The 24,921-nt window shown below is 47.4% G+C and carries 25 protein-coding genes; 7 read left to right on the top strand and 18 right to left on the bottom strand.

Annotation, left to right across the window (positions count from 1 at the left end; translation table 11 throughout):
• Positions 1 to 398: 398 nt before the first annotated feature.
• From ARB69_RS18945 to ARB69_RS18920, 6 genes are all read right to left on the bottom strand, one after another.
• Positions 399 to 1,292 (bottom strand): ROK family protein, encoded by an 894-nt coding sequence (locus ARB69_RS18945; RefSeq protein ID WP_050640405.1) that lies wholly within the window; start codon positions 1,290 to 1,292, stop codon positions 399 to 401.
• A 58-nt stretch (positions 1,293 to 1,350) separates the two neighbouring features.
• Positions 1,351 to 2,040 (bottom strand): N-acetylmannosamine-6-phosphate 2-epimerase, encoded by a 690-nt coding sequence (locus ARB69_RS18940; RefSeq protein WP_050640406.1) that lies wholly within the window; start codon positions 2,038 to 2,040, stop codon positions 1,351 to 1,353.
• A 2-nt stretch (positions 2,041 to 2,042) separates the two neighbouring features.
• The gene (locus ARB69_RS18935) at positions 2,043 to 2,672 is read right to left on the bottom strand and encodes an SGNH/GDSL hydrolase family protein (RefSeq protein ID WP_050640407.1); all 630 of its coding nucleotides are present in this window, start codon (positions 2,670 to 2,672) and stop codon (positions 2,043 to 2,045) included.
• A 21-nt stretch (positions 2,673 to 2,693) separates the two neighbouring features.
• A complete protein-coding gene (locus ARB69_RS18930) occupies positions 2,694 to 3,569 on the bottom strand; it encodes a carbohydrate ABC transporter permease (protein WP_025656143.1) in 876 nt (291 codons plus the stop codon).
• Positions 3,569 to 4,483, bottom strand: coding sequence for a carbohydrate ABC transporter permease (locus ARB69_RS18925; RefSeq protein ID WP_025656142.1), 915 nt, complete (start codon positions 4,481 to 4,483; stop codon positions 3,569 to 3,571). Before ARB69_RS18925 ends, ARB69_RS18930 begins: the two co-directional genes overlap by 1 nt.
• A 92-nt stretch (positions 4,484 to 4,575) precedes the next feature.
• A complete protein-coding gene (locus tag ARB69_RS18920; protein ID WP_055154691.1) occupies positions 4,576 to 5,889 on the bottom strand; it encodes an ABC transporter substrate-binding protein in 1,314 nt (437 codons plus the stop codon).
• A gap of 564 nt (positions 5,890 to 6,453) precedes the next feature.
• On the opposite strand from ARB69_RS18920, the gene ARB69_RS18915 reads away from it, so the two are divergent.
• A complete protein-coding gene (locus tag ARB69_RS18915) occupies positions 6,454 to 7,311 on the top strand; it encodes a MurR/RpiR family transcriptional regulator (RefSeq protein ID WP_025656140.1) in 858 nt (285 codons plus the stop codon).
• A gap of 35 nt (positions 7,312 to 7,346) precedes the next feature.
• Here the strand turns inward: ARB69_RS18915 and truA are convergent, their stop codons facing one another.
• The 4 genes from truA to ARB69_RS18895 form a co-directional block, all read right to left on the bottom strand.
• A complete protein-coding gene (truA, locus tag ARB69_RS18910; protein WP_055154690.1) occupies positions 7,347 to 8,123 on the bottom strand; it encodes a tRNA pseudouridine(38-40) synthase TruA in 777 nt (258 codons plus the stop codon).
• A gap of 136 nt (positions 8,124 to 8,259) precedes the next feature.
• The gene (locus ARB69_RS18905) at positions 8,260 to 9,084 is read right to left on the bottom strand and encodes an energy-coupling factor transporter transmembrane component T family protein (protein ID WP_055154689.1); all 825 of its coding nucleotides are present in this window, start codon (positions 9,082 to 9,084) and stop codon (positions 8,260 to 8,262) included.
• Positions 9,077 to 9,925, bottom strand: coding sequence for an energy-coupling factor transporter ATPase (locus tag ARB69_RS18900; protein WP_050640412.1), 849 nt, complete (start codon positions 9,923 to 9,925; stop codon positions 9,077 to 9,079). Before ARB69_RS18900 ends, ARB69_RS18905 begins: the two co-directional genes overlap by 8 nt.
• Positions 9,910 to 10,761: an energy-coupling factor transporter ATPase gene (locus tag ARB69_RS18895; RefSeq protein ID WP_050640413.1), complete on the bottom strand. Its 852-nt coding sequence runs from the start codon at positions 10,759 to 10,761 to the stop codon at positions 9,910 to 9,912. Before ARB69_RS18895 ends, ARB69_RS18900 begins: the two co-directional genes overlap by 16 nt.
• Before the next feature lie 302 nt (positions 10,762 to 11,063).
• Between ARB69_RS18895 and ARB69_RS18890 the strand changes: the two genes are divergently transcribed.
• Positions 11,064 to 11,771 carry a FadR/GntR family transcriptional regulator gene (locus ARB69_RS18890; protein ID WP_050640414.1) on the top strand — a complete coding sequence of 236 codons (708 nt, stop codon included), beginning with the start codon at positions 11,064 to 11,066 and terminating at the stop codon, positions 11,769 to 11,771.
• Here the strand turns inward: ARB69_RS18890 and ARB69_RS18885 are convergent.
• The 4 genes from ARB69_RS18885 to ARB69_RS18870 all read right to left on the bottom strand — a co-directional run bounded on the left by ARB69_RS18885 (position 11,728) and on the right by ARB69_RS18870 (position 14,814).
• The gene (locus ARB69_RS18885; RefSeq protein ID WP_055154688.1) at positions 11,728 to 12,693 is read right to left on the bottom strand and encodes a DMT family transporter; all 966 of its coding nucleotides are present in this window, start codon (positions 12,691 to 12,693) and stop codon (positions 11,728 to 11,730) included. The genes ARB69_RS18890 and ARB69_RS18885 overlap by 44 nt on opposite strands.
• A gap of 6 nt (positions 12,694 to 12,699) precedes the next feature.
• Positions 12,700 to 13,218 carry a peptidylprolyl isomerase gene (locus ARB69_RS18880; protein ID WP_050640416.1) on the bottom strand — a complete coding sequence of 173 codons (519 nt, stop codon included), beginning with the start codon at positions 13,216 to 13,218 and terminating at the stop codon, positions 12,700 to 12,702.
• 83 nt (positions 13,219 to 13,301) lie between these two features.
• Complete coding sequence (locus ARB69_RS18875) at positions 13,302 to 13,901, bottom strand: hypothetical protein (RefSeq protein WP_050640417.1); 600 nt, start codon at positions 13,899 to 13,901, stop codon at positions 13,302 to 13,304.
• Positions 13,902 to 13,947: 46 nt separating this feature from the next.
• Positions 13,948 to 14,814, bottom strand: a complete 867-nt coding sequence (locus ARB69_RS18870; RefSeq protein WP_050640862.1) for a DMT family transporter — start codon at positions 14,812 to 14,814, stop codon at positions 13,948 to 13,950.
• Positions 14,815 to 15,034: 220 nt separating this feature from the next.
• Here ARB69_RS18870 and ARB69_RS18865 point away from each other — a divergent pair, with 220 nt between their 5' ends.
• From ARB69_RS18865 to ARB69_RS18845, 5 genes are all read left to right on the top strand, one after another.
• Complete coding sequence (locus ARB69_RS18865) at positions 15,035 to 15,919, top strand: hypothetical protein (protein WP_055154687.1); 885 nt, start codon at positions 15,035 to 15,037, stop codon at positions 15,917 to 15,919.
• A 36-nt stretch (positions 15,920 to 15,955) separates the two neighbouring features.
• Complete coding sequence (locus tag ARB69_RS18860; RefSeq protein ID WP_050640419.1) at positions 15,956 to 16,216, top strand: helix-turn-helix domain-containing protein; 261 nt, start codon at positions 15,956 to 15,958, stop codon at positions 16,214 to 16,216.
• Between the two features lie 154 nt (positions 16,217 to 16,370).
• Entirely contained in the window at positions 16,371 to 17,483 is a 1,113-nt protein-coding gene (locus tag ARB69_RS18855) for an ABC transporter ATP-binding protein (protein WP_050640420.1), read from the top strand.
• 87 nt (positions 17,484 to 17,570) lie between these two features.
• The gene (locus ARB69_RS18850; RefSeq protein WP_055154686.1) at positions 17,571 to 18,479 is read left to right on the top strand and encodes a PucR family transcriptional regulator; all 909 of its coding nucleotides are present in this window, start codon (positions 17,571 to 17,573) and stop codon (positions 18,477 to 18,479) included.
• 1 nt (position 18,480) lies between these two features.
• Positions 18,481 to 18,981, top strand: a complete 501-nt coding sequence (locus ARB69_RS18845) for a DUF6106 family protein (RefSeq protein WP_055154685.1) — start codon at positions 18,481 to 18,483, stop codon at positions 18,979 to 18,981.
• A gap of 522 nt (positions 18,982 to 19,503) precedes the next feature.
• On the opposite strand, the gene trxB is transcribed toward ARB69_RS18845, so the two are convergent.
• The 4 genes from trxB to ARB69_RS18820 form a co-directional block, all read right to left on the bottom strand.
• Complete coding sequence (gene trxB, locus ARB69_RS18835; RefSeq protein ID WP_050640424.1) at positions 19,504 to 20,406, bottom strand: thioredoxin-disulfide reductase; 903 nt, start codon at positions 20,404 to 20,406, stop codon at positions 19,504 to 19,506.
• Positions 20,407 to 20,710: 304 nt separating this feature from the next.
• The gene (locus ARB69_RS18830) at positions 20,711 to 23,077 is read right to left on the bottom strand and encodes a ribonucleoside triphosphate reductase (protein ID WP_050640425.1); all 2,367 of its coding nucleotides are present in this window, start codon (positions 23,075 to 23,077) and stop codon (positions 20,711 to 20,713) included.
• Positions 23,078 to 23,330: 253 nt separating this feature from the next.
• Positions 23,331 to 24,026, bottom strand: a complete 696-nt coding sequence (locus ARB69_RS18825; RefSeq protein WP_050640426.1) for an anaerobic ribonucleoside-triphosphate reductase activating protein — start codon at positions 24,024 to 24,026, stop codon at positions 23,331 to 23,333.
• Between the two features lie 11 nt (positions 24,027 to 24,037).
• Positions 24,038 to 24,625, bottom strand: coding sequence for a TetR/AcrR family transcriptional regulator (locus ARB69_RS18820; RefSeq protein WP_050640427.1), 588 nt, complete (start codon positions 24,623 to 24,625; stop codon positions 24,038 to 24,040).
• Positions 24,626 to 24,921 lie beyond the last annotated feature (296 nt).

Genomic DNA, 24,921 nt, shown 5'->3' with positions numbered 1-24,921 from the left:
CTGCCTGCTTTCTGCACAAGCAGGAACTCAAAAATTAGAGTTTCGATTTCGAAACACACGCCCCCGGCGGCCGCATAGCGGTATCTGCCGCTTACGCCGCAGTGCGCATCCCGCCGGGAGGGCTTTTCATATCATAGAAAAGTGCTGGGCACTTTCCTGCATATATGAAAAAACCAGACTTTCAGAGTATAAAGGTAGCCCTTATCCTCGGAAAATCTGGTTTTGCCTTCTTTGAGTAACAACCCAGTCTTTTAGATTACCCTTATACTAACAAACTGCTGACCGGTTGTCAAGCAGATTATCGTGAACTTTTTGACAGTATAACGGTATCACTGTGATAAAACCTTTACCAAAATATTCTGCCGCCATAAGGCAAAATCTCGGCCGCCCTGACAGGTTTAACTGCATTCCAGCCTCCGCATTTGAAAGTGATAAAACGCGCCCAGCATCCCAGCGTCATTGCGCTGTTTTGCGAATTCCAGCCTGGTTTTTTCAAAGATAACCGGTTTCAAAAATCTCCGGAGCTGATCCGTAACCAATGGTTTCAGATATGCTTCCTGGGCCGCAATGCCGCCGCCCAGAACCACCACCTCGGGATTGATTACATAACAGATATTGGCTATCCCTTCCCCGAGAATCTCTGCCATCTGTTCAATTGCGGCTATACAGGCCGCATCCCCGCGCCCGGCCTCTTCAAAAATCCGGATTCCCGGCCAGGCTTTCGGATCCTCCTGTTTTTTCTCCGCTACATTTTTACTCAGTATACTGCTGGCTCCCAGCGTCTGGAAGTCGCTGCCGTACATATTCATATATCCAATCTCGCAGGCACTGCTGCTAAACCCATGGAAGACCTTCCCGTCAATCAGAATACAGCCGCCGATGCCTGTTCCCAGCGTCAGGCAGACTGCCACCCGGCTGCCGGAAGCCGCTCCGTTCTTGTACTCCGCAAGGCCCGCACAGTTCACATCGTTCTCAACCTCACAGGGGATGCCGTATGTTTCTTCGAGCACCTTTTTAAACTGTGTTCCCGTATAGTGGGGAATGAGTTCTCCCGAATAGAAGATCTCTCCTTTTTCACAGTCCACCATACCTGCCGTGGAAATGCAGATACCGGATATCTCCTGTTTCTCCCGGTACAGATCGATGATCTGCCCCGCCTTCTCCAATATTGCAGCCGCGCCCCGGTGAGCTTCCGTATCCATGCTGCTCTTTTCCAATATTCTGCCTTCTTCATCCAGCAGACCATATTTGATAGATGTACCGCCTATATCAATGCTTATGTAGTATCTCATGCTCTCACCCCGCAGTACCAGTACAGCGTTTCCAAAATAACAAAAACCCTATACCTGTCTATTTTTTTAATGCTTCCACGAACTGCTTTGTAATGATCTGCGGCCTGGTAATGGCGCTGCCTACTACCACACTGTAGACCCCCAGATCCATCACTCTGCGCACCTTTTCCGGCGTATTGATATTGCCTTCCGCTATAACCTCATGGGAAACACTGCGCATAATCTCTTTGATAATCGCAAAGTCATCAGACTCGATCTTCAGGCCCCGGCTCTGCTTTGTATATCCTACCAGGGTTGTACCGATAAAGTCAAATCCCATCCGGTCAGCATGGAGTGCTTCCTCCACCGTGGAACAGTCTGCCATCAGCAGCTGGCTTGGATAGGCACTGCGTACTTCCTGATAGAATTCCTCCAGAGTCTTCCCCTGCGGCCTCAGCGAACTTGTCGCGTCCAGTGCTATAATCTCGGGCCCCACTGCCATCAATTCTTCGATCTCACGCATCGTAGGCGTAATATACACTTCACTGTCCGCATAGTCTCTCTTCACGATTCCTATGATCGGCAGGTCAACATTCTTTTTTATCTCCGTGATATCTTCCTTCGTATTCGCCCGGATTCCTGCTGCGCCGCCTTCTTTCGCCGCCGCGGCCATCCGGCCCATAATATAGGAGGAGTGCAGCGGTTCTTCAGGAAGAGCCTGACACGAAACGATCAGCCTTCCCTTCATTTGTTCAATTCCCTTATTCAATGTCACACCTTCTCTCTGATAAATTCCGCCAGCATTTCAGCCAGTCTGTTATGGCTTTGGGCGTCCAGATGCATGTAATCAATCTGATTCATCGTGACGATATCCGCAGTATCTATAAAATCACATCCGCATGATTCTGCGCAGATTTTATATTCCGCCGCCAGCTTCTCCGACTTTTCACTGCATATTCCCATCTCCCCTGCCACGGGTGAAGTCTCACAAGCCTTTTCGATCGGCCCGGGAGCCAGCAGGAGGATCTGCGGATTATCACGCCACGCATCCGTCTGTTTTGCTTTCATAATGAGACGCTTCATCCCGTCTGCAATATTCTTTGGTGTCGCCGAAAAACGCTCTTTACAGTCATTTGTCCCCAGCATAATTATCAAATAATCTATGGGAGAATGGGACATCAGGCACGGATTCAGATAAGCCAGTCCATTCATTCCCTCATTGAGCGGATCATCAAACACCGCAGTCCTTCCGCAAAGTCCTTCTTCTATTACCGTATATTCCTCTCCCAACAGTTCCCGGAGCCGACCGGTCCATCGGATCTCATCCGGAAACCTTCCATCCGACACCGCATCATATCCCCAGGTGTTCGAATCTCCAAAACAAACAATTCTTTTCCTCATGGTTTTGCCCTTCCAATCTCGTTATCCTTTTACCGCTCCCATTGCAAGGCCCTGCACGAAATTCTTCTGTGCCGCCCATACGATCAGCAATACCGGAACCAGCGTGATGACAGCTGTAACCGCCATTGGCCCCCATTCCAGCCCGCGGTCCGTAATAAAACCGGCAATGACTACTGGCAGTGTCTTGGATTTATTGACACTCAGGATTACGGCAAACAAAAATTCATTCCACGCTCCAATAAATGCCAGGATCCCGGATGCAATGATTCCCGGTTTGGTAATCGGAAAAATGATATAGAAAAATCGTTTTGTGAATCCGCACCCGTCCAGCATGGCTGATTCCTCCAATTCATTGGGCAGCTGTTCAAAGAATCCCATCATCAGCCAGATAACAAGAGGAAGGTTAAAGCTTGTGTTCATAATAATCAGTGCAGTTTTCGTATCAATCAGATGCAGCGTCCTCATTACCAGATACACCGGTATGGCCGTCGCAATAGCGGGGTACATCTTCTGGATCATAAACCACAGGCCAAAATACTTCCTCGCCTTTTTACCGATTGACCCGCGCGCGACAGAGTATGCAGCCATACTTCCAAGAAGCACGGATATAACTGTGGATACTGCCGCAACAACAAATGTATTTAAAAAGTGCATTGCAAGCTGGTCTTTTCCAAAGACACTCTCATAGCTCTCCATGGTCAGCTGATTAGGAATCAGTACGGGAGGGCTGGCCAGATAGTCTGCCTTCACTTTAAATGAACTGGTCAGAAGCCAGTATAATGGAAAGAGGATCAGTATCATGCTGACGACAATCAAAACTACCCGAACCGGCTTTCCGGCAAAATTTCCGATAATATTGTCAATGGTTGGCAGCTTTCTGTGTTTTTTTCTATTCATCACAAGTTCTCCTCCATTCTGTCTCTCAACCTCAGGAATCCCATCGTTACCACTGTCATCACAACTACAAAAATGATGGCAAGAGATGCGGAGTATCCTGCATCAAAGAATTTGAGCCCCTGTTTGTATATGTAGTTCGGCAGCATCTCTGTTGCACTGCCGGGGCCTCCGTTTGTCATAACATAAACCGTATCAAATACTTTGAATGCGTCTACGAACCTGAGCATTACGACAACAGTCAGTACCGGACTCATCATCGGCAGAACAATCTTTCTGAAAATCTGGCCGTTGGTCGCGCCGTCTACAGAAGCAGCCTCCAGACAGTCTGACGGCAGCGCTTTCAGTCCGGCTGCACAGATAATCGTTACCCAGGGAACCAACTGCCATACATTCACCAGTATTACAGAGAGCATGGCCGTATTTGGAGTGCTCAGCCAGGTAATACTGGGAATCCCAAGGAAGCTCAGGAAGTAGTTAATAATCCCGGTGGAGGAATCCAGCATCATACGCCACAGTGTACCGACAGCCACCGGAGCCATAATCATGGGGATCAGGAAAATAGAGGTACAGATCCTTGCCCACATCTTGTCGGAACAGAGAGCCATGGCCAGAAACAGACCGATCACTACCTCCAGTGCCACCGATACAACTGCGAACAGCAGAGTATTTCCAGTACTTGTAAGCAATGTGGGGTCACTGAACATCTTGATATAATTGCCGAATCCGATAAATTCCGGCACCGCATTCGGCAGGTTCAGTTTCAACCTGAAAAAACTTAGATACAGGGAATACAGCAGGGGAAGCAGCGCAGTAATCCCCAGAAAAATCATGGTAGGAACCAGGAACATCCATGATGCAAACTTATCGCCTCTGCTCTTTCGGATCACAGGAGCGGCACTTTTCGTTCTTTTCATCTTAGCCATGCTTTATTTTCAGTCCTTTCTTGAAAGAAGATTACCTGCAGGTTATAAATCCGCAGGTAATCTATTCCGCAATTTTATAGTAATTACAGATTATAGTTCTTTGTACCTTCTTCAGGCGGTGCATTCTTCAATGCATCTTCTATACCTTTTTTCATTTTGCTGACAGCCGTTTCAAGATCTATCTGATCTGACATATATTCGCTGACAACGGTGTTGAGCATGGTATCTACTTCTGTTGAAGCCGGAATTCTCCACCACAGGTTTGCTGTATCCAGAGCTTCTCTTACAGTATCCATATAGGTGCCTTTGATGCCGTCCTGCTCCCAGAATGCTTTTCTCGGTGACAGGATGCCATAGTCTTCATAGAATTGATTCTGCTTTTCAGCACTCGTGTACATCTTGACCCACTCCCAGGCAAGTTCCTGATTCTTGGAGCTTGCAGGTATAGATAAATCCCATGCACTCAGCAGAGTGGTTCCGGTCTTGTCATAAGGAATGGTTCCCAGCGCCCATTTTCCAACTACTTTGGACTGTGACTCATCATCAGCTGCCTGTACAAGTCCCAAGGTGGGCCATGTCTCGCACACAGCTGCTTTGCCATCCAGGAATGCCTTGATTGACTCTTCTGTTCCCCAGGATAAGATAGCTGGATCCGCATAGTTCTGAATCTCTTTCAGATGTTCCAGCGCCTCTCTTGTCTCGGGTGAGTCAATGGTTACGTTCCAGTCCTCATCCGCCCAGGATCCGCCCATGGACCAGAGCACATAGTCAAACACACCGCCAAGCTGGCCGGTCGTAGCAGATACGGAAATACCATATACGCCCTCATCCGGTTTGGTCTGTGCCTTTGCAGCTTCTCTGTACTTCTCCCATGTATCCGGGATGCCGTCCGGCATCAGATCTGTCCTGTAAGCAAAAAGCTGTGGAGTGCTTGCGTTTGGAATTCCTGTGATTTTACCCTGCCAGCTACCGGAGTTCTCCAGAACCTTTTCGATAAATTCATCCATATCGTAGTTATCTTTTTCTATAAAATCAGTGAGTTCCGTCAGGTATGGTGCAAATTCTCCGTCCCACTGGCTGGCAACATCGATTACATCGTATGAGCCTGTTCCGCTGGTCAGATCCAGCAGCGCCTTTTCATGCAGTGTGGTATAAGGGAAGTCAACCACCTCTACCGTTGCGCCCGTCTGCTCTTCGAATTCATCCACCATGGACTTGGCTGCATCCGCATATACACTTGACATATACAGAACCGTCAGCTTTTCTCCTGCGTATGGCTTGCCGCTGTCATCCTTTGAAGCGGAAGTATCTTCCTTCGCTTTTCCTCCTCCGCAGCCTGCCAGCATCCCTGCAACCATTGCCGTACACAATAAGACACTTACAATCTTCTTTTTCATGTTTTTCCTCCTTCACCCTTTGATATCGCAGATATTTTTGAAAGAAATTTTTTTATTTTATTTTTTATGAACTATTTTTTTCAAATCTGCGATATTGTTTTTACTTGTTGAAATAATTTTATCATTCACCTTTCTTAATGTCAACAGTACATAATCAACAGTTTTTAAGGTGTTTTTTTGGTTCTTTTAACCAATAAATTATTTTTTAACTGTTTTATTACTTTAAAAATAAAATAAAAATTTTTTCTTTTTTATATTTTTTAATATGGTTTTTAATTTTATTTTGACATCTTTTTAACCATTCTTGACGATTGACAGGAAATTTTTTTTACTGTAAAATATTACTATACCCAAAGGGCATCCCGTAACTCATGCCCTGCAGGCGGATCTGCAGCTAAGCTGCAGAATAAGGTATACCCAAAGGGCATCCCGTAACTCATGCCCTGCGGACGGATCTGCAGTCAAGCTGCAGAACAGGGTTTAAAAATACGCAGATTACTGCATACCTGCCCCGGGGGCGTATATAAAGATGCCCTCGGGTATCACTATGAGGGAGGTTTCACAATGGCTACCACGAATCTCATGACCGAAATCACAAGCAGATATTCCAAAATGACTAAAGCTGAAAAGAAAGTCGCTGATTTTGTACTTTCTTCCCCCCAGACCGCTCTGAGCTCAACGATCACCGACCTGTCCAAGCTCTGCGATGTCGGGGAGACCAGTGTATTCCGTTTCTGCCGTACACTGTCATTGAAAGGGTATCAGGATTTCAAACTCTCATTGGCGCTCAGCACCTCCACCCCCGAATCCCTCTCTAAAAAGGAACTGATCGACGTGGCGGACACTGACAATTGCAAGGATACTGCCGCCAGAGTTCTCCAGGCATACAATGTTGCACTGGACCAGGCATTTGAGACTCTGAACTTCAACGCAATCCCAAAGGTCGTGGATCTCATGTTGTCTGCCAGGAGCATCAACCTGTTTGGATTCGGCGGTTCCGGGACAAGCGCCAGCGAGGCCCGCAACAAGTTTATGAAGATACTGCCCAATGTCATCTACAACTCAGACGCACATATGCAGCTGACACAGGCCGCCCTTCTTGGAGAAGGGGATCTTGCCGTCATTTTCTGTAATTCCGGTATCACCAAGGATTGTATTGAGATTGCAAGGATATGCCACAGCGCCAGGGCATCCGTCGTGTTTATTACCATGTTTCTTAAGACGCCCGCCGCCCAGTATTCCAATATCCTGCTGCTATGCGGAGCCAACGAAGGGCCAATGGAAGGTGGTTCGATTGCAGCAAAGACGGCCCAGCTCTTTTTAATCGATATCTTATATGCCGAAGTTTATAAAAAACTGGGCGATAAGGCGTTGGAAAATAAGAAAAAGACATCTCAGATCATTACAGAAAAGATGATGTAGACACAAAAACGACGTTATTCCATAAAGCATCTCTATTATGGAATAACGCCATTTTTATTTTTACGGGATTCCCTTTGGGTATACTCTATCCCCACCAGGACCAGCCCGTGAGGCGGGGCAGTAACTCCAGCCGCCTGCCGGTCCCTCGCTTCCAGAATATCCTTCACCTGCTCCGGCGTGTAGAATCCACGCCCGACTCTCAGCAGCGTCCCCACTATAATCCGCACCATGTTATAGAGAAATCCATTTCCGCGGATCCTTATCGTAAGTTCTTCCCCATTTTCCAGAATATCCAGATCATATACGGTACGCACAGTATCCTCTACGTTGGTCCTGACGTTGCAGAAACTTGCAAAGTCGTGTTCACCTAGCAGATATCCCGCCGCCCTGCGCATGTTTTCCAGATCCAGGCTGTAGGACACAAAATATGTCGTCCGTCTTCTGATGGGGTCCGGCACCCTTGTATTGAGAATATGGTACTCATAAGTTTTCACAGTATCGCAGTACCTCGGATGCCAGTCAGCTGGTACTTCCTCGGATTTTACAATCACGATGTCCTCCGGCATACGCCGGTTCAGTGCGTAAGCCAGCCTGTCGGGCGGGATCGTCGTATCCGTATCAAAAACGGCCACATTCCCCCGCGCATGCACTCCCGAATCCGTCCGGCTGGCGCCGATGACCCGGATCTCCTCGCCTGTCAGCTTTGATAGTTTTTTATTCAATACTTCCTCTATCGTAATTCCGTTCGGCTGAATCTGCCAGCCGCAGTAATTTGTGCCGTCATAGGCAACTGTCAGTTTGATTCGTTTCATAATCCCTCACCGAATCCCCGGAAGAACTGCCCTGTATATTGATCCATATCCGCGAACCGTACAAGAGCCCTCTGCCTCTCGTGCCGCGGCGCGCATTGCACCAAACCACTTTCTATCCGGGAACCGCATTTATTTGTTAAAATATCCATATGTGGAACGGCACATAGCGCCCCACAATAAATACCAACACCATATACAAAAGTGTGATGATATATCCCGCCCGGTCTCTGCCTTTGTATACCAGGGGCTTCATCTTGGTTCTTCCTTCCCCGCCATGGTAGCATCTGGATTCCATGGCCATAGCCAGATCGTTTGCCCGCCTGAATGCAGATACAAACAAAGGAACCAAAATGGGAATCATGGCTTTTGCTTTCTGGATCATATTGCCGCTGTCCAAGTCCGCCCCCCTGGCCATCTGCGCTTTCATAATCTTATCCGTCTCCTCCAGAAGAATGGGTATGAAACGCAGGGCAATCGACATCATCATCGCTACCTCGTGAACCGGCACCCTGATCTTATTCAGCGGATGCAGCAGCTTTTCAATCCCGTCCGTCAGGGAGTTTGGCGTTGTGGTAAACGTCATAATGGACGATCCCATGATCAGGTAAATCAAGCGGATCGCCGTATATACAGAGGTCTCAAGCCCCTTTTCCGTAATATGGAAAATCCAGAAATGCACCAGCTCTGCGCCGCCCCTTGTCAGGAAAAGGTTAAACAGTACCGTAATCAAAAGCAGAATCATGATAGGTTTCAAGCCTTTCACAATAAATTTGAACGGTACCCTGCTCATGTAAATAACCGCGCCTAAAAATAAGGTTGCAACCACATACCCCAGAATACTCCTCTGTATAAAAAGGGATATCAGAAATAAAAGCGTACATACAATCTTCACCCTTGGATCCAGTCTGTGGATCACACTTTTAGCCGGATAATATTGTCCGATTGTAATATCTCTAACCATGAATACTCCTCATTATCTCTTCTGCTGCTTCTTCCACCGTTGTTGCATCCGTACGCACGTTCATACCTTTCGCCTTCAGGGCGTGCATAATATAGGTTACCTGGGGGGCCGCAAGCCCGACTTCTTCCAGTTCCCGGTAATGGGCAAACACCTCTTTCGGCTTCCCGTCAAACATTTTTGCGCCCTCATTCATCACAATAATCCGGCTCACGTATCTGGCGATATCCTCCATGCTGTGAGACACGAGAATTACGGTCATATTGGTATTCTTGTGCAGATAGTCGATCTGATCCAGAATGTCGTCCCGCCCTTTTGGATCCAGACCTGCCGTCGGCTCATCCAGCACCAGGACACTGGGCCGCATAGCCAGTACGCCTGCTATGGCCGCCCGGCGCTTCTGTCCCCCGGAGAGCTCGAAGGGAGACTGATGGTAGTATTCCTCCGGAAAGCCAACCAGCTCCAGGGCTTCTTTTGCGCGCTCCTCACAGACTTCTTTCGCCAGCCCCTGGTTCTTGGGGCCAAAGCATACATCGCTGAGAACATCCACCTCAAATAGCTGATGCTCCGGATACTGGAATACCAGCCCCACCTGATTCCGAAGCTCCTTCATGTTGTATCCTTCGTCATAGATATTCTTCCCGTCAAAATACAGTGCACCGCTGCTTGCTTTTATCAGACCGTTAAAATGCTGAATCAGTGTGGATTTGCCGGAACCGGTATGTCCGATGATCCCCACAAACTCTCCCTGACGAATCTCCAGGCTGATATCTTTGAGCGCCTGCTTTTCGTAAGCTGTTCCCGGGCTGTATACGTAATTGATATGTTCTAACTTAATTGACATAATGCTTCCACCAGCTCCTCTGTCCGTAAAATTCCGGAAGGAATCTTTAACCCCTTCCTTTTGAGTGCCTCTGCCAGCATCGTTACCTGCGGCACGTCCAGCCTGTACTTTTTCAGTTCGTCCACCCGGCTGAATATCTCCCGGGGCGTCCCATGCATTACAACATGTCCCCTGTCCATCACATATACCTGGTCTGCATCAATCACTTCCTCCATGTAATGGGTTATCAGAATAACGGTCACCTTTTTTCTTCTGCGCAGTTCCTGTACCGTCCGGATGACTTCTTTTCTTCCGTTGGGGTCCAGCATCGCGGTAGGCTCATCCAGAACAATGCATTTGGGTTCCATGGCGATCACGCCAGCGATTGCTACACGCTGTTTCTGCCCGCCGGACAGCTTATTCGGAGAATGATTCCGGTATTCCAGCATGCCGACCGCCTTCAGGCTGTCCTTTACCCTTTTCCAGATCTCATCGGTAGGTACACCCAGGTTCTCCGGACCAAATCCCACATCCTCTTCTACTACAGTGCCGATGATCTGGTTGTCCGGATTCTGGAACACCATTCCCGCCGATTGTCTGACGTTCCACAGCTCCATCGGATCCTTCGTGTCTCTTCCATCCACCCATATTGTCCCTCCCGAGGGAACCAGGATCGCATTCATGTGCTTCGCCAGCGTGGACTTTCCGGAACCGTTGTGTCCCAGAATGGCAACAAAGTCCCCCGGGGCAATGTCAATATCCACGCCGTCGACCGCGCGGTTCATGCCAATGACATTGCCTTCTTCATCCCGCTTTTCGTATTCATAAATCAGTTTTTCTGACCGGACCATCTTCATATATGGCTAACGCCTCCATTTTAACGTATTTACTGCTCACTATTGTACGGTATGAACTGGCTTTTTGCAAGGTGCAGTTTTGAGTACTGATAGCAGGCCACCGTCAATTTATAACCGCTCAGGCAAGTCTGAACGGTTACGGCGAGGGGCAGATGCCCCGAGACCATCACTTTATTGGCTCCGATGCCGTGCAGCGAGGTGCACGGCACGGTCTGAACAGTAACACGGTTACGCCAATTTTCTTGTTTTTGAATTCGTTCTATATTATAATATGCACAAAGATAATACCGGGAGGAAAATGTATGGAATTTCAGAAAATCAGTTCCCCGTCTCTCCGTGACCTTTTCGTGGAGCAGCTGGAACATCTTATTTTATCCGGGAAATTAAAAATCGGTGAAAAGCTGCCGCCGGAACGCCAGCTGGCCGAGATGATGCAGGTCAGCCGCGCCGTAGTGAACAGCGGGCTCGGCGAGCTGGAGAGAAAAGGCTTTTTGAATGTGAAGCCAAGAGTGGGCACTTTCGTGGCAGACTACCGCCGTAAAGGTACTTTGGACACGCTTCTTTCCATTATGAAATACAACGGCGGGAAAATACGCAACGAAGAAATCCGCTCGATCCTGGAGGTCCGTATCGCGTTGGATACCCTGGTTGCACAGCTGTGTATCGACCGGATTACCGAGGAGGAGATCCAGCTCCTCCGAGATAAGATAGAACAGATCAAAGACGCACAGTCTATAGGCGAAGCCTCACAGGCTGCGTTTGAATTTCAGCATGAGTTTGCCCTGCTCTCCCACAACACGCTCATCCCGCTGATTTTCCAGTCCTTCCGCGCCCCCGTGTTCACACTGTGGGAACGCTTTTGTACACTTTATGGGATTCCCGTCCTGTATGAAAACAATTATAAGCTCTGGACCTTCATCCGGGACAGAGACACCCAGGGCGCAGTCGACTGGATCCAGGACTCCGTCAGGGAGAGCATCGATGGGAACCGGACGCTGTATTACGATTAATTTTACTGCTGTTGACAATAAGGATTCCAATACTGACCAGGAGCAGGGCGGAAAGGTTTTTAACCGTTACAATCCGCTCTCCAAGGAAGATACCGGACAAAGCCACCCCGAATACCGGGATGGAAAAACCGTATATGGCCACTTTGCCCACCGGGTTATATTTAAGCAGCAGAGTCCAAAGGCTGAATGCAGCCGTGGAAATAAGCGCCATATAGACCAGAAGCACTGTGGATTTCACAGTAAAGCCATTTACATGACCGCCAAGGGCGAACCCTATTATAATAAGAAGAACGCTCCCGAACAAGATCTGATAAGCAGTAATTGTCATTGGACTTTCTCTGTCCGATATTGTTTTCAATATAACCGTACTGATTCCATAAGCAACGGTACAGATAAATACCATGCCCTCGCCCATCAGAGAAAATCCATCCCCCCAGGCGCCGGGCGACAGGTTGATCACGATGACTCCTGCAAGTCCGAGAGCACAGCCTGCCCCTTTTTTCCACGTCATCTTTTCATCTTTTAGTATAAAATGTGCCGCTGCGATTGATACAAACGCATTGGACGCATTGATAATAGAACCTTTCGTGCCGGTCGTATGCGCAAGTCCCACATAAAAAAAGAAATACTGTACGGTTGTCTGCAGGATTCCCTGTCGCAAGATACACGGGATTGATGACTTTTTCATCGTCAGGAGCCGTTTCTCCAGGATACATCCTATCACAAATGTGAGCACTCCAGAGAGGAAGAACCGGTAGCCAGCAAATAAGATCTGGCTCCCGGTTCCTTCTATTCCAAACCACTCATACCCTACCTTGATACAGGGAAAAGCGCTCCCCCATAGCGCGCAGCAAATTAACGCAAGGATGCAGATCACCGCCGGATTCTGCAGCTGATTCGCCTTCTGTGGTTTTGTTTGCATATTTCTCTACGCTCTTTCCGGTTCTTCGTACTCAACTCCAAAGGTCTCTACCGTTACTTTCTTCATAACCTGTGCTTCCAGAGGCTTATCACTGTAATCTGTAGCTGTCTCTGCGATCTTTTCCACAACATCCATTCCCTCCGTCAGTTCTCCGAATGCAGCGTATGCTCCGTCCAAAAATGGGGAACGCCTGTGCATGATAAAGAACTGGGACCCTGCTGAATCTGGATGCTGGGCACGTGCCATGGAGAGAACTCCCGGTGAATGCGGCAGGTCATTCAGAAAGCCGTTCTGTGTGAATTCTCCTTTGATTCTATATCCCGGGCCGCCCATGCCTGTCCCGTCCGGGCATCCTCCCTGAATCATAAATCCGCTGATGACACGGTGGAAAGTCAGGCCGTCATAAAATCCTTTTTTCACAAGAGATATAAAGTTATTCACCGTATTTGGGGCGATGTTTGGATATAATTTTGCCTTCATAATGTCCCCGTTTTCCATTTCAAATGTTACGATTGGATTTTCCATAATATAAACTCCTCTTTTCTATAAAAAATAATTATCTTTATTGTATCGGATTACAGTGCATTCGTCAATCAGCCATAGGTATACTATTCCATATATCTGATCAGGCCGCCCTTTTCCTCATATCCCGTATCCCACAGATCCTTCAGCGAAAATGTGCTGGCCTCCCCATATGTGGCCACCGTGATAAGCAGGTCCCCTTCTTTCTCTTCGTATCCAAAGCACAAAAACCAGTGCCATACAAAGTCTTTGTATCTTGGGTCTTTGTGCTTCAGCATCAGATACGGCACAGGGAATCCGGCGTCAATCTGCCCTTTTATAAAATCTGCTGCTTCCGTAAAGGTATGACCGCCGTCAAAGCCCGACATCTTAAGCCTTGTATCACCGCAGTCCCGCAGATATTTTTCAAACCCTTCTATAAACATGGATAACTTTTTAACGCCGCCCACCCGCGGCCTGATGTATGGTTTCATTTTCATGGAAAACTGAATGTACTCCTCTTTGGTCAGATTTTCCACGTCAAACGGATATAAGTGTTTTTTCCCCTGATACATTGCAAAATAAATGCAGCTGTCGCAGGCAGTTGCCGCCGCGCAGCCGCCAACATGCATCACCACATTGGTGAACCAGTCCTGGTCCCCTCCTACCTCGCCGTCTATCATAAAATAGTCTAATAATTTCTTCATCCTTACCTCCAAAGTGCTCTGCCGTCAAGCTCATGTTGTTCTGCCGTTACTTTGTCCGGCGCCCGGCTGATGCAAACGTAGAATAAAATACCACGCCAAGTATGATCACACCGCCGGCAAGCTCTTTTATCCCCGGCTTTTCTCCCAGAAACAAAAATGCCGCCAATATGCCGTAGACCGATTCCAGACCGGATATAATACCTGCCGTCTGCACTTTCACCGTTCCCAGTCCGTCAATATACATAGTATGTGCCACGGCCGTGAATACTACTCCCAGCAGAAGAAGCACCAGAATATCTTTCCCATTAACCGCGGGTTTCAGCAAAAAGACGGAAGGAAGCAATACGATGCCTGCCGTGGCCTGTTCATAGAATGCCGTAAGGCTGCTCGTATATTTCTCCATGAACTTCCGGTTCATTAACGATAATACCGCATAGGACAAACTGCCGGTCATCCCCCAGACTACGCCCTGCGTCATGGTATTTCCCAGCTGGAATTCCGGTACGATAAACAAAACCCCGCACAGCATAATAACTGCAGAAACCACACTGGAAAGCCGTATCTTTTCCCGAAAAAGAACCGGTTCCAAAAACGTTACGAATAACGGAAACGTAGAGAATGTCAGTGTCCCAATGGCTACCGTAGATGTCTGTATGGACTGCATAAAAGTGGTCCAGTGTACAGCCAATACAATCCCCGCCGTAATCATCAGCAGGTAATCCCTGCCCGATAAGAGGCGCAGACGTTCCTTTTTTATCTTCAGCAAAAACCACAAAAACAAAGAGGAGAATATGACCCTCCCCAGTACGATAATCACTGCCGGCAGATCCACCCACTTCGCAAAAAGACCTGCCAGGCCGAATAAAAGCACTGCAATATGTATCGATGCAAGACCATTTCTCCGGCTTTCCATCCCCATTTCCGCCTTTCCTTATATCTTTCTCGATCTATTAGATCGCACCACCGACTATGTTATCAAACAAAATATAGTATAGCATAAACCGCACCGGCTTCAAAGGGGTCTGACCCCTTTGAACTTTTTCTTGCATTTTCACTGTTTTTGTTGTATATTTAAATCGTAAGTAGTAAGTAATAAGTAGTAACTTAATACACGATAAAAAAGGAGGGTTCTTATGTCAGAATTAACTTTACAAGAACGTTTTGCCCTTATTGCTCTTAACGCACAGGACAGTCTGCATATGACGACAGCTAAAAAAGCCGCCCTGCGCTCTATCGCAGCAGCGGAGATTTTAGAAAAGTATTTGGATGCTGTCTGGCCGGACCAGGATGCTCTGGAACAGGAATTAAAATCTGCTGCAGATGGTTCTTCCCGTACACTCAAACAGACTGAAAAAGAGATCAAGGCTATACTGGCTGAAAAGAATCTGCTGACCGAAATTCCTAATCTTCTGGCCTGTGATTTATTTTATGTAACTGCCGGAGTTAATATTTTTGAATACTGCAGCAATGTGGAGGAATACACACGACAAACGGAGGGCATGCGCGCGGAACTTATGGAAGACGGTAATGTTACCGACGATGTCATCTGCCTGTTTTGGCTGCTGCGCGAAAGCGGATGCTTTTATGATCTCTTTACCCGCGCGGAGCAGGGTTACCTTGCCACACGGATCAACCAGCTGTATCTGGAGTCGCCCTTGGCAAAGCAATTATTCCCCATCCAGACCCGTCACGCGTTTGAAGCCTTCAGCCAAAAGTTTCTGAAGAAAAAGGAGGATATTTTTACAACGCCCTTTGGAACCGGACTTCTGTTCGCCTGCCCGTTTTTCGAGCGCTCCCAGTCCATCTTCATTGAGGCAGACGCCTGGTTCTCGGGCAATGATAAGCGGCTGGAATGTGTCATCCGCCGGCTGGAAGAGAAGGGGCACGAGGTGCATGTCCTGCGCGCCGGCACCGTGCCGCTCCTGAAAGTGGATAATTTCCATTATGAGTGCATTCCCACACAGATCGTGGTTAAGGCCCCCGTTCAGGGCGTCCGTCTGCGTCGTTATGTCATGTAGCAGCCCGTACATTAAGAAAAGTAAGGAGAGATTCTAATGTCAAGACAACGTTCTATGGAAACTATACTTGCATCTGAATACGTCTCCATCGGTGAACTCGTCCGTATCACCGGTGCGCGTTACAGCACCCTGAAGTATTATACCGAGGAAGGCATGCTGCCCTTCGAACAGGCTGAGGAGAACCTGACCCGCCGCTTTCCCCGCGAAAATGCAGTTAGACAGATCGAACGCATCCGGGACTTGCGCCTGCAGGGGCTTTCCATCCCTGAAATAAAGGAACAGCTGGACCGGATTTAATGCCTATGGTCGAAATGTACACATTTTTTAAATTTTTTTGGTTACTCGTGATATTGTCCATTCGGGGTTTCTTTATTATACTGAATTCAGAAAGCAAGGCAATGCTGTTTTAATCTAAAATACAACGAAACAATATTTTAAGGAGGCTATACAAATGGCAAGTTTATCATTAAAGGGAATTCAGAAAGTATATCCAAATGGATTTCAGGCAGTAAAAGATTTCAACCTTGAGATTGATGATAGAGAATTTATCATCTTCGTAGGACCATCAGGATGCGGAAAGTCTACAACACTTCGTATGATCGCAGGTCTGGAAGATATTTCAGGAGGTACTCTGGAAATCGACGGAAAAGTTATGAATGACGTTGAGCCTAAAGACCGCGATATCGCGATGGTATTCCAGAACTACGCTCTGTATCCGCATATGACTGTATACGATAACATGGCGTTCGGTCTGAAGCTTCGTAAGATGCCGAAAGACGAGATTGACAAGAAAGTTCGTGAGGCTGCCAGAATCCTTGACCTGGAAAAATTACTCGACCGTAAGCCAAAGGCTCTGTCAGGCGGCCAGAGACAGCGTGTTGCCATGGGACGTGCTATCGTTCGTAATCCTAAGGTATTCCTGATGGATGAGCCGCTCTCCAACCTGGATGCTAAACTGAGAGTTCAGATGCGTATCGAGATTTCCAAGCTTCATGAAAATCTGAAAGCTACAATCATCTACGTAACACATGACCAGACAGAGGCTATGACACTGGGAACCAGAATCGTTGTTATGAAAGACGGCGTTGTTCAGCAGGTAGATACACCTCAGAATCTTTACAATACACCTTGCAACCTGTTTGTTGCCGGATTTATCGGTTCTCCGCAGATGAACTTTATGGATGCAGTTGTAAATGTTGCAGGCAGTGATGTTACACTGACCGTTGGCGAGCATGTGCTCAAGGTACCTGCTTCCAAGAAAAAAGCTCTGATCGATGGCGGTTATAATGGTAAGACAGTAGTTCTCGGCATCCGTCCGGAGGACGTACATGACTCAGAGGCATTTATCGCAAGCTCACCTGACAGCGTAATCAAATCCAAAATTAAAGTATACGAGCTGCTCGGCGCAGAAGTATATCTGTATTTTGACGTAGAAGGCACTCAGATGACAGCCCGCGTTAATCCGCGCACAACACTGAGAAACGGTGATGATGCTGTATTTGCACTGGATATGGAAAAGATTCACGTATTCGATAAAGATACAGAGTTGACGATTTCCAACTAATGCTTTAGAATAATATTATAATAATTAAGAGAGGGGCTGTACTATAAAAGTGCAGCCTCTTCAATTCTATCTATACGAGGGATGATTATGGAGAACACACCAGAGCTTGTAAAAGCTTTGTCCGAACTGAAAAGAATAACCGGCATGACGCTCGAAGTCCGCGCAGACACGCCGAAAGAGCTTGAAAATGCGCTGACGCAAGTCCGCTGTCTCACCCAGGCATACAGGGAAAAGTACAACAAGAACCATTTCCTGCAAAGCCTGATGACGGATAGCATTCCGGCGTATGACATCTACGAGCGGGCCGTCCGTCTCCACATCGATCCGGAATCTCAGAGGACTTTATTTCTGGTGGAAACCAAAAATACCCTGGATGACACTGTCATAGAGATTCTTAAGAATTTGTTTCCTTCACAGGCCAAAACTAACCTTGTTTCCATGGGTGAAAAGAACCTTGTGATACTACGCCCAAGGAAGTCCTCGGACACCGATGGCGACATCAGCCGGATTGCACACATGATCGTCGACACACTGAACATGGAGGCGCTGACACACGTGCAGGTTGCCTACAGTGGATGTATCAGCACGCTCATGGAACTGCCCGGCGCTTTTAAGGAAACCAGCCTGGCGCTGCGTGTCGGTAAGTTGTTTTATTCCGAGCAGACCGTATTTCCGCACGATCAGCTGGGTATTGGAAGACTGATCTACCAGCTGCCGGTAAGCTTGTGTGAAAATTTTCTGAAAGAGATTTTTGGAAGCGATATTCCGGACGCATTTGATGAGGAGACAACATCCACTATCAACAAGTTTTTCCAAAATAACCTGAACATAGCCGAGACATCCAGACAGCTGCATATGCACAGAAACACCCTCATCTACCGGCTGGAACAGATTGAAAAAAGGACAGGCCTGGACATCCGCAGATTCGAGGATGCCATGACCTTCAAAATTGCCACCATGGTCATTAACTATTTACAAACAGAAAGGAACTCCTGATATGAATGACGCTTTTTACGAACAACTTGTAGCCCGCAAATCCCGACCGCTGGATACCGTAATCCGTATCCTCATCATCGCGGCCCTCGCCCTGATCCTCGTGTTTTCCATGATGTTCATCGGTTTTCTGGGGGTAATCATCACAGTCGTACTCGCTTTCCTGGCATACTATTTTGTCTTCCCTAAGCTAAGCGTGGAATACGAATACACACTGCTGAACCATGATATGGAAGTAGATGCCATCTACAGCAAATCCAAGAGAAAAAAACTGCTCACATTTGACATCCAGCAGGCCGAAATTATAGCGCCAAAGGGTTCACCGCGTTTGAACTCCCAGAACCCGGAAAAGACCCTTGATTTTTCCTCACAGGATGCCAACGCAAAAGCTTACTCCATCATGATCCAGCTGAACCAGAAAAACACATGCATCATCATAGAACCAGACGAAACCATGCTAAACCACATGAAATCCTGGATGGGGATGAAGCTTTATTTGGATTGAGACGGACGGAATTGGATAGAAGGGGGGGGGCGCTGTATGGGGGCGCGGCAGGGCTCTCTGGGATGCGTATTGCGGTGTAACAGCCGCTAATCAAAAGGAAAGCCAGCATATATGAACACCGCCGACAAACACGGGAATGCCGGATGCATTCCCGCTTGAGTCGGCTTTTTTACAGGGCTTGTGGCCCTGTAAAAAGTTCATATGCTGGCTTTCCTTTTGATGAAGCGGCTGTAACACCGCAAAAGAGCATCCCAAAGAGCCCTGCCGCGCCCCCATACAGCTCGGTTCAACCAATCGGCAGATAAATATTCCAAATAAGAAGGAGCTTCCTGTAACGGTGTGCGGTGTATATTTAATTGCTGCACGGAACCTTTCTTGCCAACGGCTTCTACCGCCAGGATGCACCCAGCCTGTCTTGGATGTTGTATGCGGGGTGGGATGGGATGTCTTCCGGTATCCAAAAACACCGGAAGACATCCCATCCTGCGCCGCATACAACATCCAAGGCAGGCGGACAGACCATCAAACCAAATACTTACAAGCCGCTAAAGCCGCTACCGCCCCATCTGCCGCTGCTGTTGTGAGCTGGCGCACTTCTTTTGTACGGCAGTCTCCTGCTGCGAACACACCTGGACGGGAGGTCATGCAGTCCTCAGACGCCAGTATGAATCCATCTGCATCCAGTTTTACAAATTCGGCAAAAACCTGGTTCTGGGGGATCTGTCCGATTGCCACAAATACTCCGGCGACTTCTATGTTGAAATCTTCGCCGGTCTTTTTATTGTTCAGGGTCAGACCCTCTACCATGGTTTCGCCTATGATATCTTTCACTGTGGCACTGAGCACAAATTCTACGTTATCTCTTGCCTTCAGTGCGTCTACCAGGCTACTGTCACCGCGGAATTCGTCTCTTCTGTGTACCAGATATACCTTTTTACAGTAGTTGGAAAGAAATTCCGCATCCTGAAGCGCCGTATTTCCGCCTCCAATGACCGCAACATCACGGCCTTTGAAAAATGCTCCGTCACAGGTAGCACAGTAAGATATGCCTGCGCCGGTGAGCTGGATCTCTTTTTCCAGCCCTAAGTGCCGGTGCGTAACTCCTGTGGCGATAATCACGGTTCTGCACGGGTATTCTTTTCCTGCAGTCTCTATGATCTTTAAGCCGTCCTCATCCCGGATACCCGTAACCTGTTCCATCACGGTCTCTGTTCCCAGCTTCATCGCCTGATCCAGCAGATTCATAGAAAATTCGCTTCCGCTTACACTGGCAATCCCGGGGTAATTCTCTACATTGTGGGAAGAAGTAATCTGCCCTCCGAAATTCATACTTTCAATAATTAATGTACGTTTCCCGGCTCTCTGTCCATATATTGCCGCAGTCATGCCAGCCGTACCTCCGCCGATAATTCCGATATCATACATAATCAACCCTCCTTGTTGTTTCAATAACACGCCCGGTAATTTCACAGAGTACGACTACATCCTATAAAGATGTGTAGATTAAGCTCATTTCAGTGGGGGATACCGATTCCTCTCCGCCCGCCACTGCCGTTTATCTGTTATACTCTAGTATACCGTAAAATAAGTAACTGACTCATAAGCTGAGACAAACTTTCGAGAGTGCTGCTCCACAAACGCAGGCGTAGTGGGCTACGCTGAGGCTTGGGGAACATTGCTATCGGAAATTTAGGTCGGCTTATGTTGCAGTTAATTATTATATGATGTACTAGTGTGTCTCGGCATACGCTTTTATATTCGAAGCATTTGCCATTTTCTGCACGCCATCCTCACCGACTACAACCAATGTGGGAGCCTGCATTACACCGTATTTCTTCACAAGTTCTTCATTTTCTTCTGCATCTACTATCTCATAGGCTATATTTGCTTTTTCCAGAGAACTGGTTGCAATCTTACAGTTCGGACAGGTCTTGGTTGTAAAGAGGAGCGTTTTCATTTCTCCCGCCGGTACAGCCACTTCTTCTGCCGCCTTCTGTGCCTCATGTGTCCGTATGCTCATCTTGGAATTACTGATATCATATACCTTGCGATCCTTGAATTCCTGTGTCTTACCATCGTTCCAGTTCTTTACAGGACGGTAGTACCCCGTAATACGGCTGTATACTTCCGTTTCCTCTCCGCAGTGCGGGCATTTGTATTGTTCTCCGGAAATATATCCATGGTTCTTACAGATGGAGTAGGTCGGTGACATTGTATAATATGGCATTTTGTAGTTCTCTGCGATCTTCTTAACCAATGATGCCGCCGCTTTCCAACCCGGAAGTTTTTCTCCGAGGAAGGTATGGAATACAGTCCCTGACGTATAAAGTGTCTGAAGCTCATCCTGAATATCAAGTGCTTCAAATACGTCTTCGGTATAGCCAACCGGCAAATGCGAACTGTTTGTATAATATGGTGTTCCATCTCCTTCAGCAGCAGTAATGATATCCGGAAACTGTTCTACATCATGTTTTGCCAGACGGTAGGTGGTTGACTCTGCCGGAGTTGCCTCCAGGTTAAACAGCTCTCCGTACATTTCCTGATAATCAGAAAGTCTTTCCCTCATATGGTTCAGTACATCTTTGGTAAACTGCTGGGTCTCTGCGCTTGTCATGTCTTTTCGGATCCATTTTGCATTCAGGCCGGCCTCATTCATGCCGATCAGCCCGATTGTGGAGAAATGATTCTCAAAAGAACCAAGATATCTCTTTGTGTAAGGATACAGTCCTTCCTCCATGAGCTTTGATATAACAACACGCTTTGTATGGAGGGAACTTGCTGCAATATCCATCATCTTATCCAGGTGTTTATAGAATCCGGCCTCATCCTCTGCCAGATATGCGATACGCGGCATGTTGATCGTAACTACGCCAATAGAACCCGTACTCTCTCCGCTTCCGAAGAAACCGCCGGATTTCTTGCGCAGTTCGCGCAGATCCAGGCGCAGACGGCAGCACATACTTCTGACGTCGCTTGGTTCCATATCGCTGTTTATATAATTTGAAAAATAAGGAGTTCCGTACTTCGCTGTCATTTCAAAAAGGAGACGGTTATTCTCTGTATCAGACCAGTCAAAATCATTTGTAATGGAATACGTAGGGATCGGATACTGGAATCCTCTGCCCTCGGCATCCCCTTCGATCATCGTTTCGATAAATGCCTTATTGATCATATCCATCTCTGCTTTACAGTCCCCATAGGTGAAATCCTGCTGAACGCCTCCTACTATAGCCGGAAGGTTCGCCAAATCCCCCGGTACTGTCCAGTCCAGTGTAATATTGGAGAACGGAGCCTGGGTCCCCCAGCGTGACGGTATATTTACGCCGTATATAAAGGATTCGATACATTTCTTTACTTCCGGATATGTCAGATTGTCTTTCTTGACAAAGGGCGCCAGATAGGTGTCAAAGGATGAAAATGCCTGCGCGCCTGCCCATTCATTCTGCATGATTCCCAGGAAGTTGACCATCTGGTTGCAGAGTACGCTCAGATGCTTGGCCGGAGCCGACGTGATCCTGCCCGTTATGCCGCCCAGGCCATCCTGGATCAGCTGTTTCAGGGACCATCCTGCACAGTAACCGGTAAGCATGGACAAATCATGAATGTGAATATCCGCATTCTTGTGCGCTCTCCCCACTTCCTCGTCATAAATCTCAGACAGCCAGTAATTCGCTGTGATCGCGCCGGAGTTGCTGAGAATCAGACCGCCGACAGAATAGGTCACTGTAGAATTCTCTTTTACACGCCAGTCGGTAATCTTCACATAACTGTCCACAATTTCTTTGTAATCCAGCAGGGTTGAATTCAGATTCCGAATCTTCTCCCTCTGTTTTCTGTATAAAATGTAACCTTTTGCAACATCTGCATATCCTGCCTTTATCAGCACGGACTCCACACTGTCCTGAATATCCTCCACGGATACCAGGCCTTTTTTAATCTTTGGTTCAAAATCTGCCGTAACCTTCAGCGCCAGCAGATCGATTATGTCCTGATTGTATTGCTTTTCCTGGGCTTCGAATGCCTTCCTGATTGCCTCCCCTATCTTGGCAAGATTGAAGTCAGCTACCTTCCCATCTCTTTTTGTAACCTGATACATATTGTACGGTCGCCCCTTTCTCTAATCAAAGTCAGATAATTTTTGCCCAACCGGATACAGTTGGGCATCTGAAAATATTCTATCACCATATATTTCACTTGTCAACAAAGAACAACAATATCTAGTATGCAACTTTTTTGTTTCCAACTAGATATAGTTACAGTTTCCTATGTAAGGATCTGACCTTTAACGCTGTCACAGTCCGTCCCTCGCTGTTTCATCATCCCATGCAGTCTGCCTGAGGGAATAAATATCACTCAACCCCTCTGAGTTCAGCATTGGGAATATTTCTTTTTACAATCTCCAGCGCCTGTTCCATAATCTCTTTTGTATAGGCGCGCAGCCCCGGCCTGATTAAATCCCCTGAATCCACAAATCCCTGCAGATAATATCTTTCAGCTCCCCGGAGCCAGCGTCCAATAGCCGCAAAGTCCTCTCTTTTATGAAATTCCCTTACTACCGTGGTACGAAATTCGCAGGGCACCGCACCCGACATCAGGAAATCCACGCTCTGCAGAATATCCTCCAAGTGATAGCCTTCGATCCCGATGGTCATACCATATTTATTCGGAGCATTTTTTATATCCATCGCCACATAATCGACCAGACGCTGATCCACAAGCCGCTTCAGACGGGCGGCACTGCTTCCGTTAGTATCCAGTTTTACCGCGTAGCCCAGATCCTTTACCTCTTTTATAAAGTCCTCTATATCCGGCTGTAACAATGGCTCCCCGCCCGTGATACATACGCCGTCCAGAACCCCCCGGCGTTTCTTAAGGAAAAAAAATACTTCTTCCTCTGGTATGTTAAGATTCACATCCACATGCGTTACCAGAGAAGCGTTATGGCAAAAAGGACACCGGAAGTTACACCCTGCGGTAAAAATCGTACACGCCACTTTCTCCGGATAATCCAAAAGTGTCAGTTTTTGCAAACCCTGAATATTCATCTGCTTACTCCTCAAATTTTAAAATATCCCATCATGACCGGCATATATTCCCGGCTGTATTCCCCCAGTGAATAGTCCCCCCTGCTCAGACACCAGTCTGAAATCAGCGCACGCTCACACAGAGAGTAATACTTGGTAATCTCATTGATAGACTTATCCTGGCGGATCTCCCCTTTTTTCTGGCCCTCCTCCACGATACCTGTGATCAACCGGTAATAAACTCTGTTCCTGTCCAGAAGGTGTCTCTGTCCCTTAGCGGTCAGCTGAGTGGAATACAAAGACGCCAGCAGATCTATATTGATCTTCTCCTCGATCATAGAATGTGCTCTGTAATTCAGGTACAAAAGCTTATCGTAATTATTCATATCCGGATCTATTTCCGCAGAAAGCTCTTCGTAAAAATCATCCAGCACTGTAGATAAAGTACTGAGCAATTCATCCTTTGTGTCAAAATAGTAATAAAACGAGCCTTTGGAAGTACCCGAAAGCTCAATGATATCGTCTACCGTTGTATGGTCATATCCCTTATCGTGGAACAGCTGCCATGCAGCGGATACAAGCCTTGCTTTCACACCCTTATTTTCTTTAGATTTCGCCATAATCTCCAGCCCTTCTTTGATAGAATTCTTAATAACTATTTTAACACAAAATTCAATGAGTGGAAAGAAAACCTCAAAGTTAACTCGGCAGAGTCTGCAGAGGGGTTACTGTTCAGACGTTACTTTCACGTCCAAGCCAACATCTAAATCGGGATTTAGTCGGCTAGCTTTAGCCTAGTCGACGGATGGGGACGCTTTATGACAGGGAGGCCGGGAAGGCGCTGGGGCTGTATATGCCGTTGCGATATGCACCCATGCTGCTAAGTGATTCTAGAACACCCGATGCCGGATAGGCG

The organism is Faecalicatena contorta, assembly GCF_001404335.1.
GTDB classification, from domain to species: domain Bacteria; phylum Bacillota; class Clostridia; order Lachnospirales; family Lachnospiraceae; genus Faecalicatena; species Faecalicatena contortus_B.
Note: the sequence above shows the minus strand (reverse complement) of the source record. Positions and strands in the feature narration are given on the sequence as shown.

Bases quoted from the DNA above. Each gene is read 5' to 3' on its own strand.
- truA (WP_055154690.1), bottom strand. From the start codon at position 8,123: ATGAAACGAATCAAACTGACAGTTGCCTATGACGGCACAAATTACTGC.
- ARB69_RS18830 (WP_050640425.1), bottom strand. From the start codon at position 23,077: ATGTATCAGGTTACAAAAAGAGATGGGAAGGTAGCTGACTTCAATCTT.
- ARB69_RS18945 (WP_050640405.1), bottom strand. From the start codon at position 1,292: ATGAGATACTACATAAGCATTGATATAGGCGGTACATCTATCAAATAT.
- ARB69_RS18925 (WP_025656142.1), bottom strand. From the start codon at position 4,483: ATGAAAAGAACGAAAAGTGCCGCTCCTGTGATCCGAAAGAGCAGAGGC.
- ARB69_RS18900 (WP_050640412.1), bottom strand. From the start codon at position 9,925: ATGTCAATTAAGTTAGAACATATCAATTACGTATACAGCCCGGGAACA.
- ARB69_RS18880 (WP_050640416.1), bottom strand. From the start codon at position 13,218: ATGGAAAATCCAATCGTAACATTTGAAATGGAAAACGGGGACATTATG.
- trxB (WP_050640424.1), bottom strand. From the start codon at position 20,406: ATGTATGATATCGGAATTATCGGCGGAGGTACGGCTGGCATGACTGCG.
- ARB69_RS18895 (WP_050640413.1), bottom strand. From the start codon at position 10,761: ATGAAGATGGTCCGGTCAGAAAAACTGATTTATGAATACGAAAAGCGG.
- ARB69_RS18915 (WP_025656140.1), top strand. From the start codon at position 6,454: ATGGCTACCACGAATCTCATGACCGAAATCACAAGCAGATATTCCAAA.
- ARB69_RS18820 (WP_050640427.1), bottom strand. From the start codon at position 24,625: ATGGCGAAATCTAAAGAAAATAAGGGTGTGAAAGCAAGGCTTGTATCC.
- ARB69_RS18935 (WP_050640407.1), bottom strand. From the start codon at position 2,672: ATGAGGAAAAGAATTGTTTGTTTTGGAGATTCGAACACCTGGGGATAT.
- ARB69_RS18875 (WP_050640417.1), bottom strand. From the start codon at position 13,901: ATGAAGAAATTATTAGACTATTTTATGATAGACGGCGAGGTAGGAGGG.
- ARB69_RS18850 (WP_055154686.1), top strand. From the start codon at position 17,571: ATGGAGAACACACCAGAGCTTGTAAAAGCTTTGTCCGAACTGAAAAGA.
- ARB69_RS18845 (WP_055154685.1), top strand. From the start codon at position 18,481: ATGAATGACGCTTTTTACGAACAACTTGTAGCCCGCAAATCCCGACCG.
- ARB69_RS18905 (WP_055154689.1), bottom strand. From the start codon at position 9,084: ATGGTTAGAGATATTACAATCGGACAATATTATCCGGCTAAAAGTGTG.
- ARB69_RS18920 (WP_055154691.1), bottom strand. From the start codon at position 5,889: ATGAAAAAGAAGATTGTAAGTGTCTTATTGTGTACGGCAATGGTTGCA.
- ARB69_RS18870 (WP_050640862.1), bottom strand. From the start codon at position 14,814: ATGGAAAGCCGGAGAAATGGTCTTGCATCGATACATATTGCAGTGCTT.
- ARB69_RS18860 (WP_050640419.1), top strand. From the start codon at position 15,956: ATGTCAAGACAACGTTCTATGGAAACTATACTTGCATCTGAATACGTC.
- ARB69_RS18890 (WP_050640414.1), top strand. From the start codon at position 11,064: ATGGAATTTCAGAAAATCAGTTCCCCGTCTCTCCGTGACCTTTTCGTG.
- ARB69_RS18855 (WP_050640420.1), top strand. From the start codon at position 16,371: ATGGCAAGTTTATCATTAAAGGGAATTCAGAAAGTATATCCAAATGGA.
- ARB69_RS18865 (WP_055154687.1), top strand. From the start codon at position 15,035: ATGTCAGAATTAACTTTACAAGAACGTTTTGCCCTTATTGCTCTTAAC.
- ARB69_RS18825 (WP_050640426.1), bottom strand. From the start codon at position 24,026: ATGAATATTCAGGGTTTGCAAAAACTGACACTTTTGGATTATCCGGAG.
- ARB69_RS18930 (WP_025656143.1), bottom strand. From the start codon at position 3,569: ATGAATAGAAAAAAACACAGAAAGCTGCCAACCATTGACAATATTATC.
- ARB69_RS18885 (WP_055154688.1), bottom strand. From the start codon at position 12,693: ATGCAAACAAAACCACAGAAGGCGAATCAGCTGCAGAATCCGGCGGTG.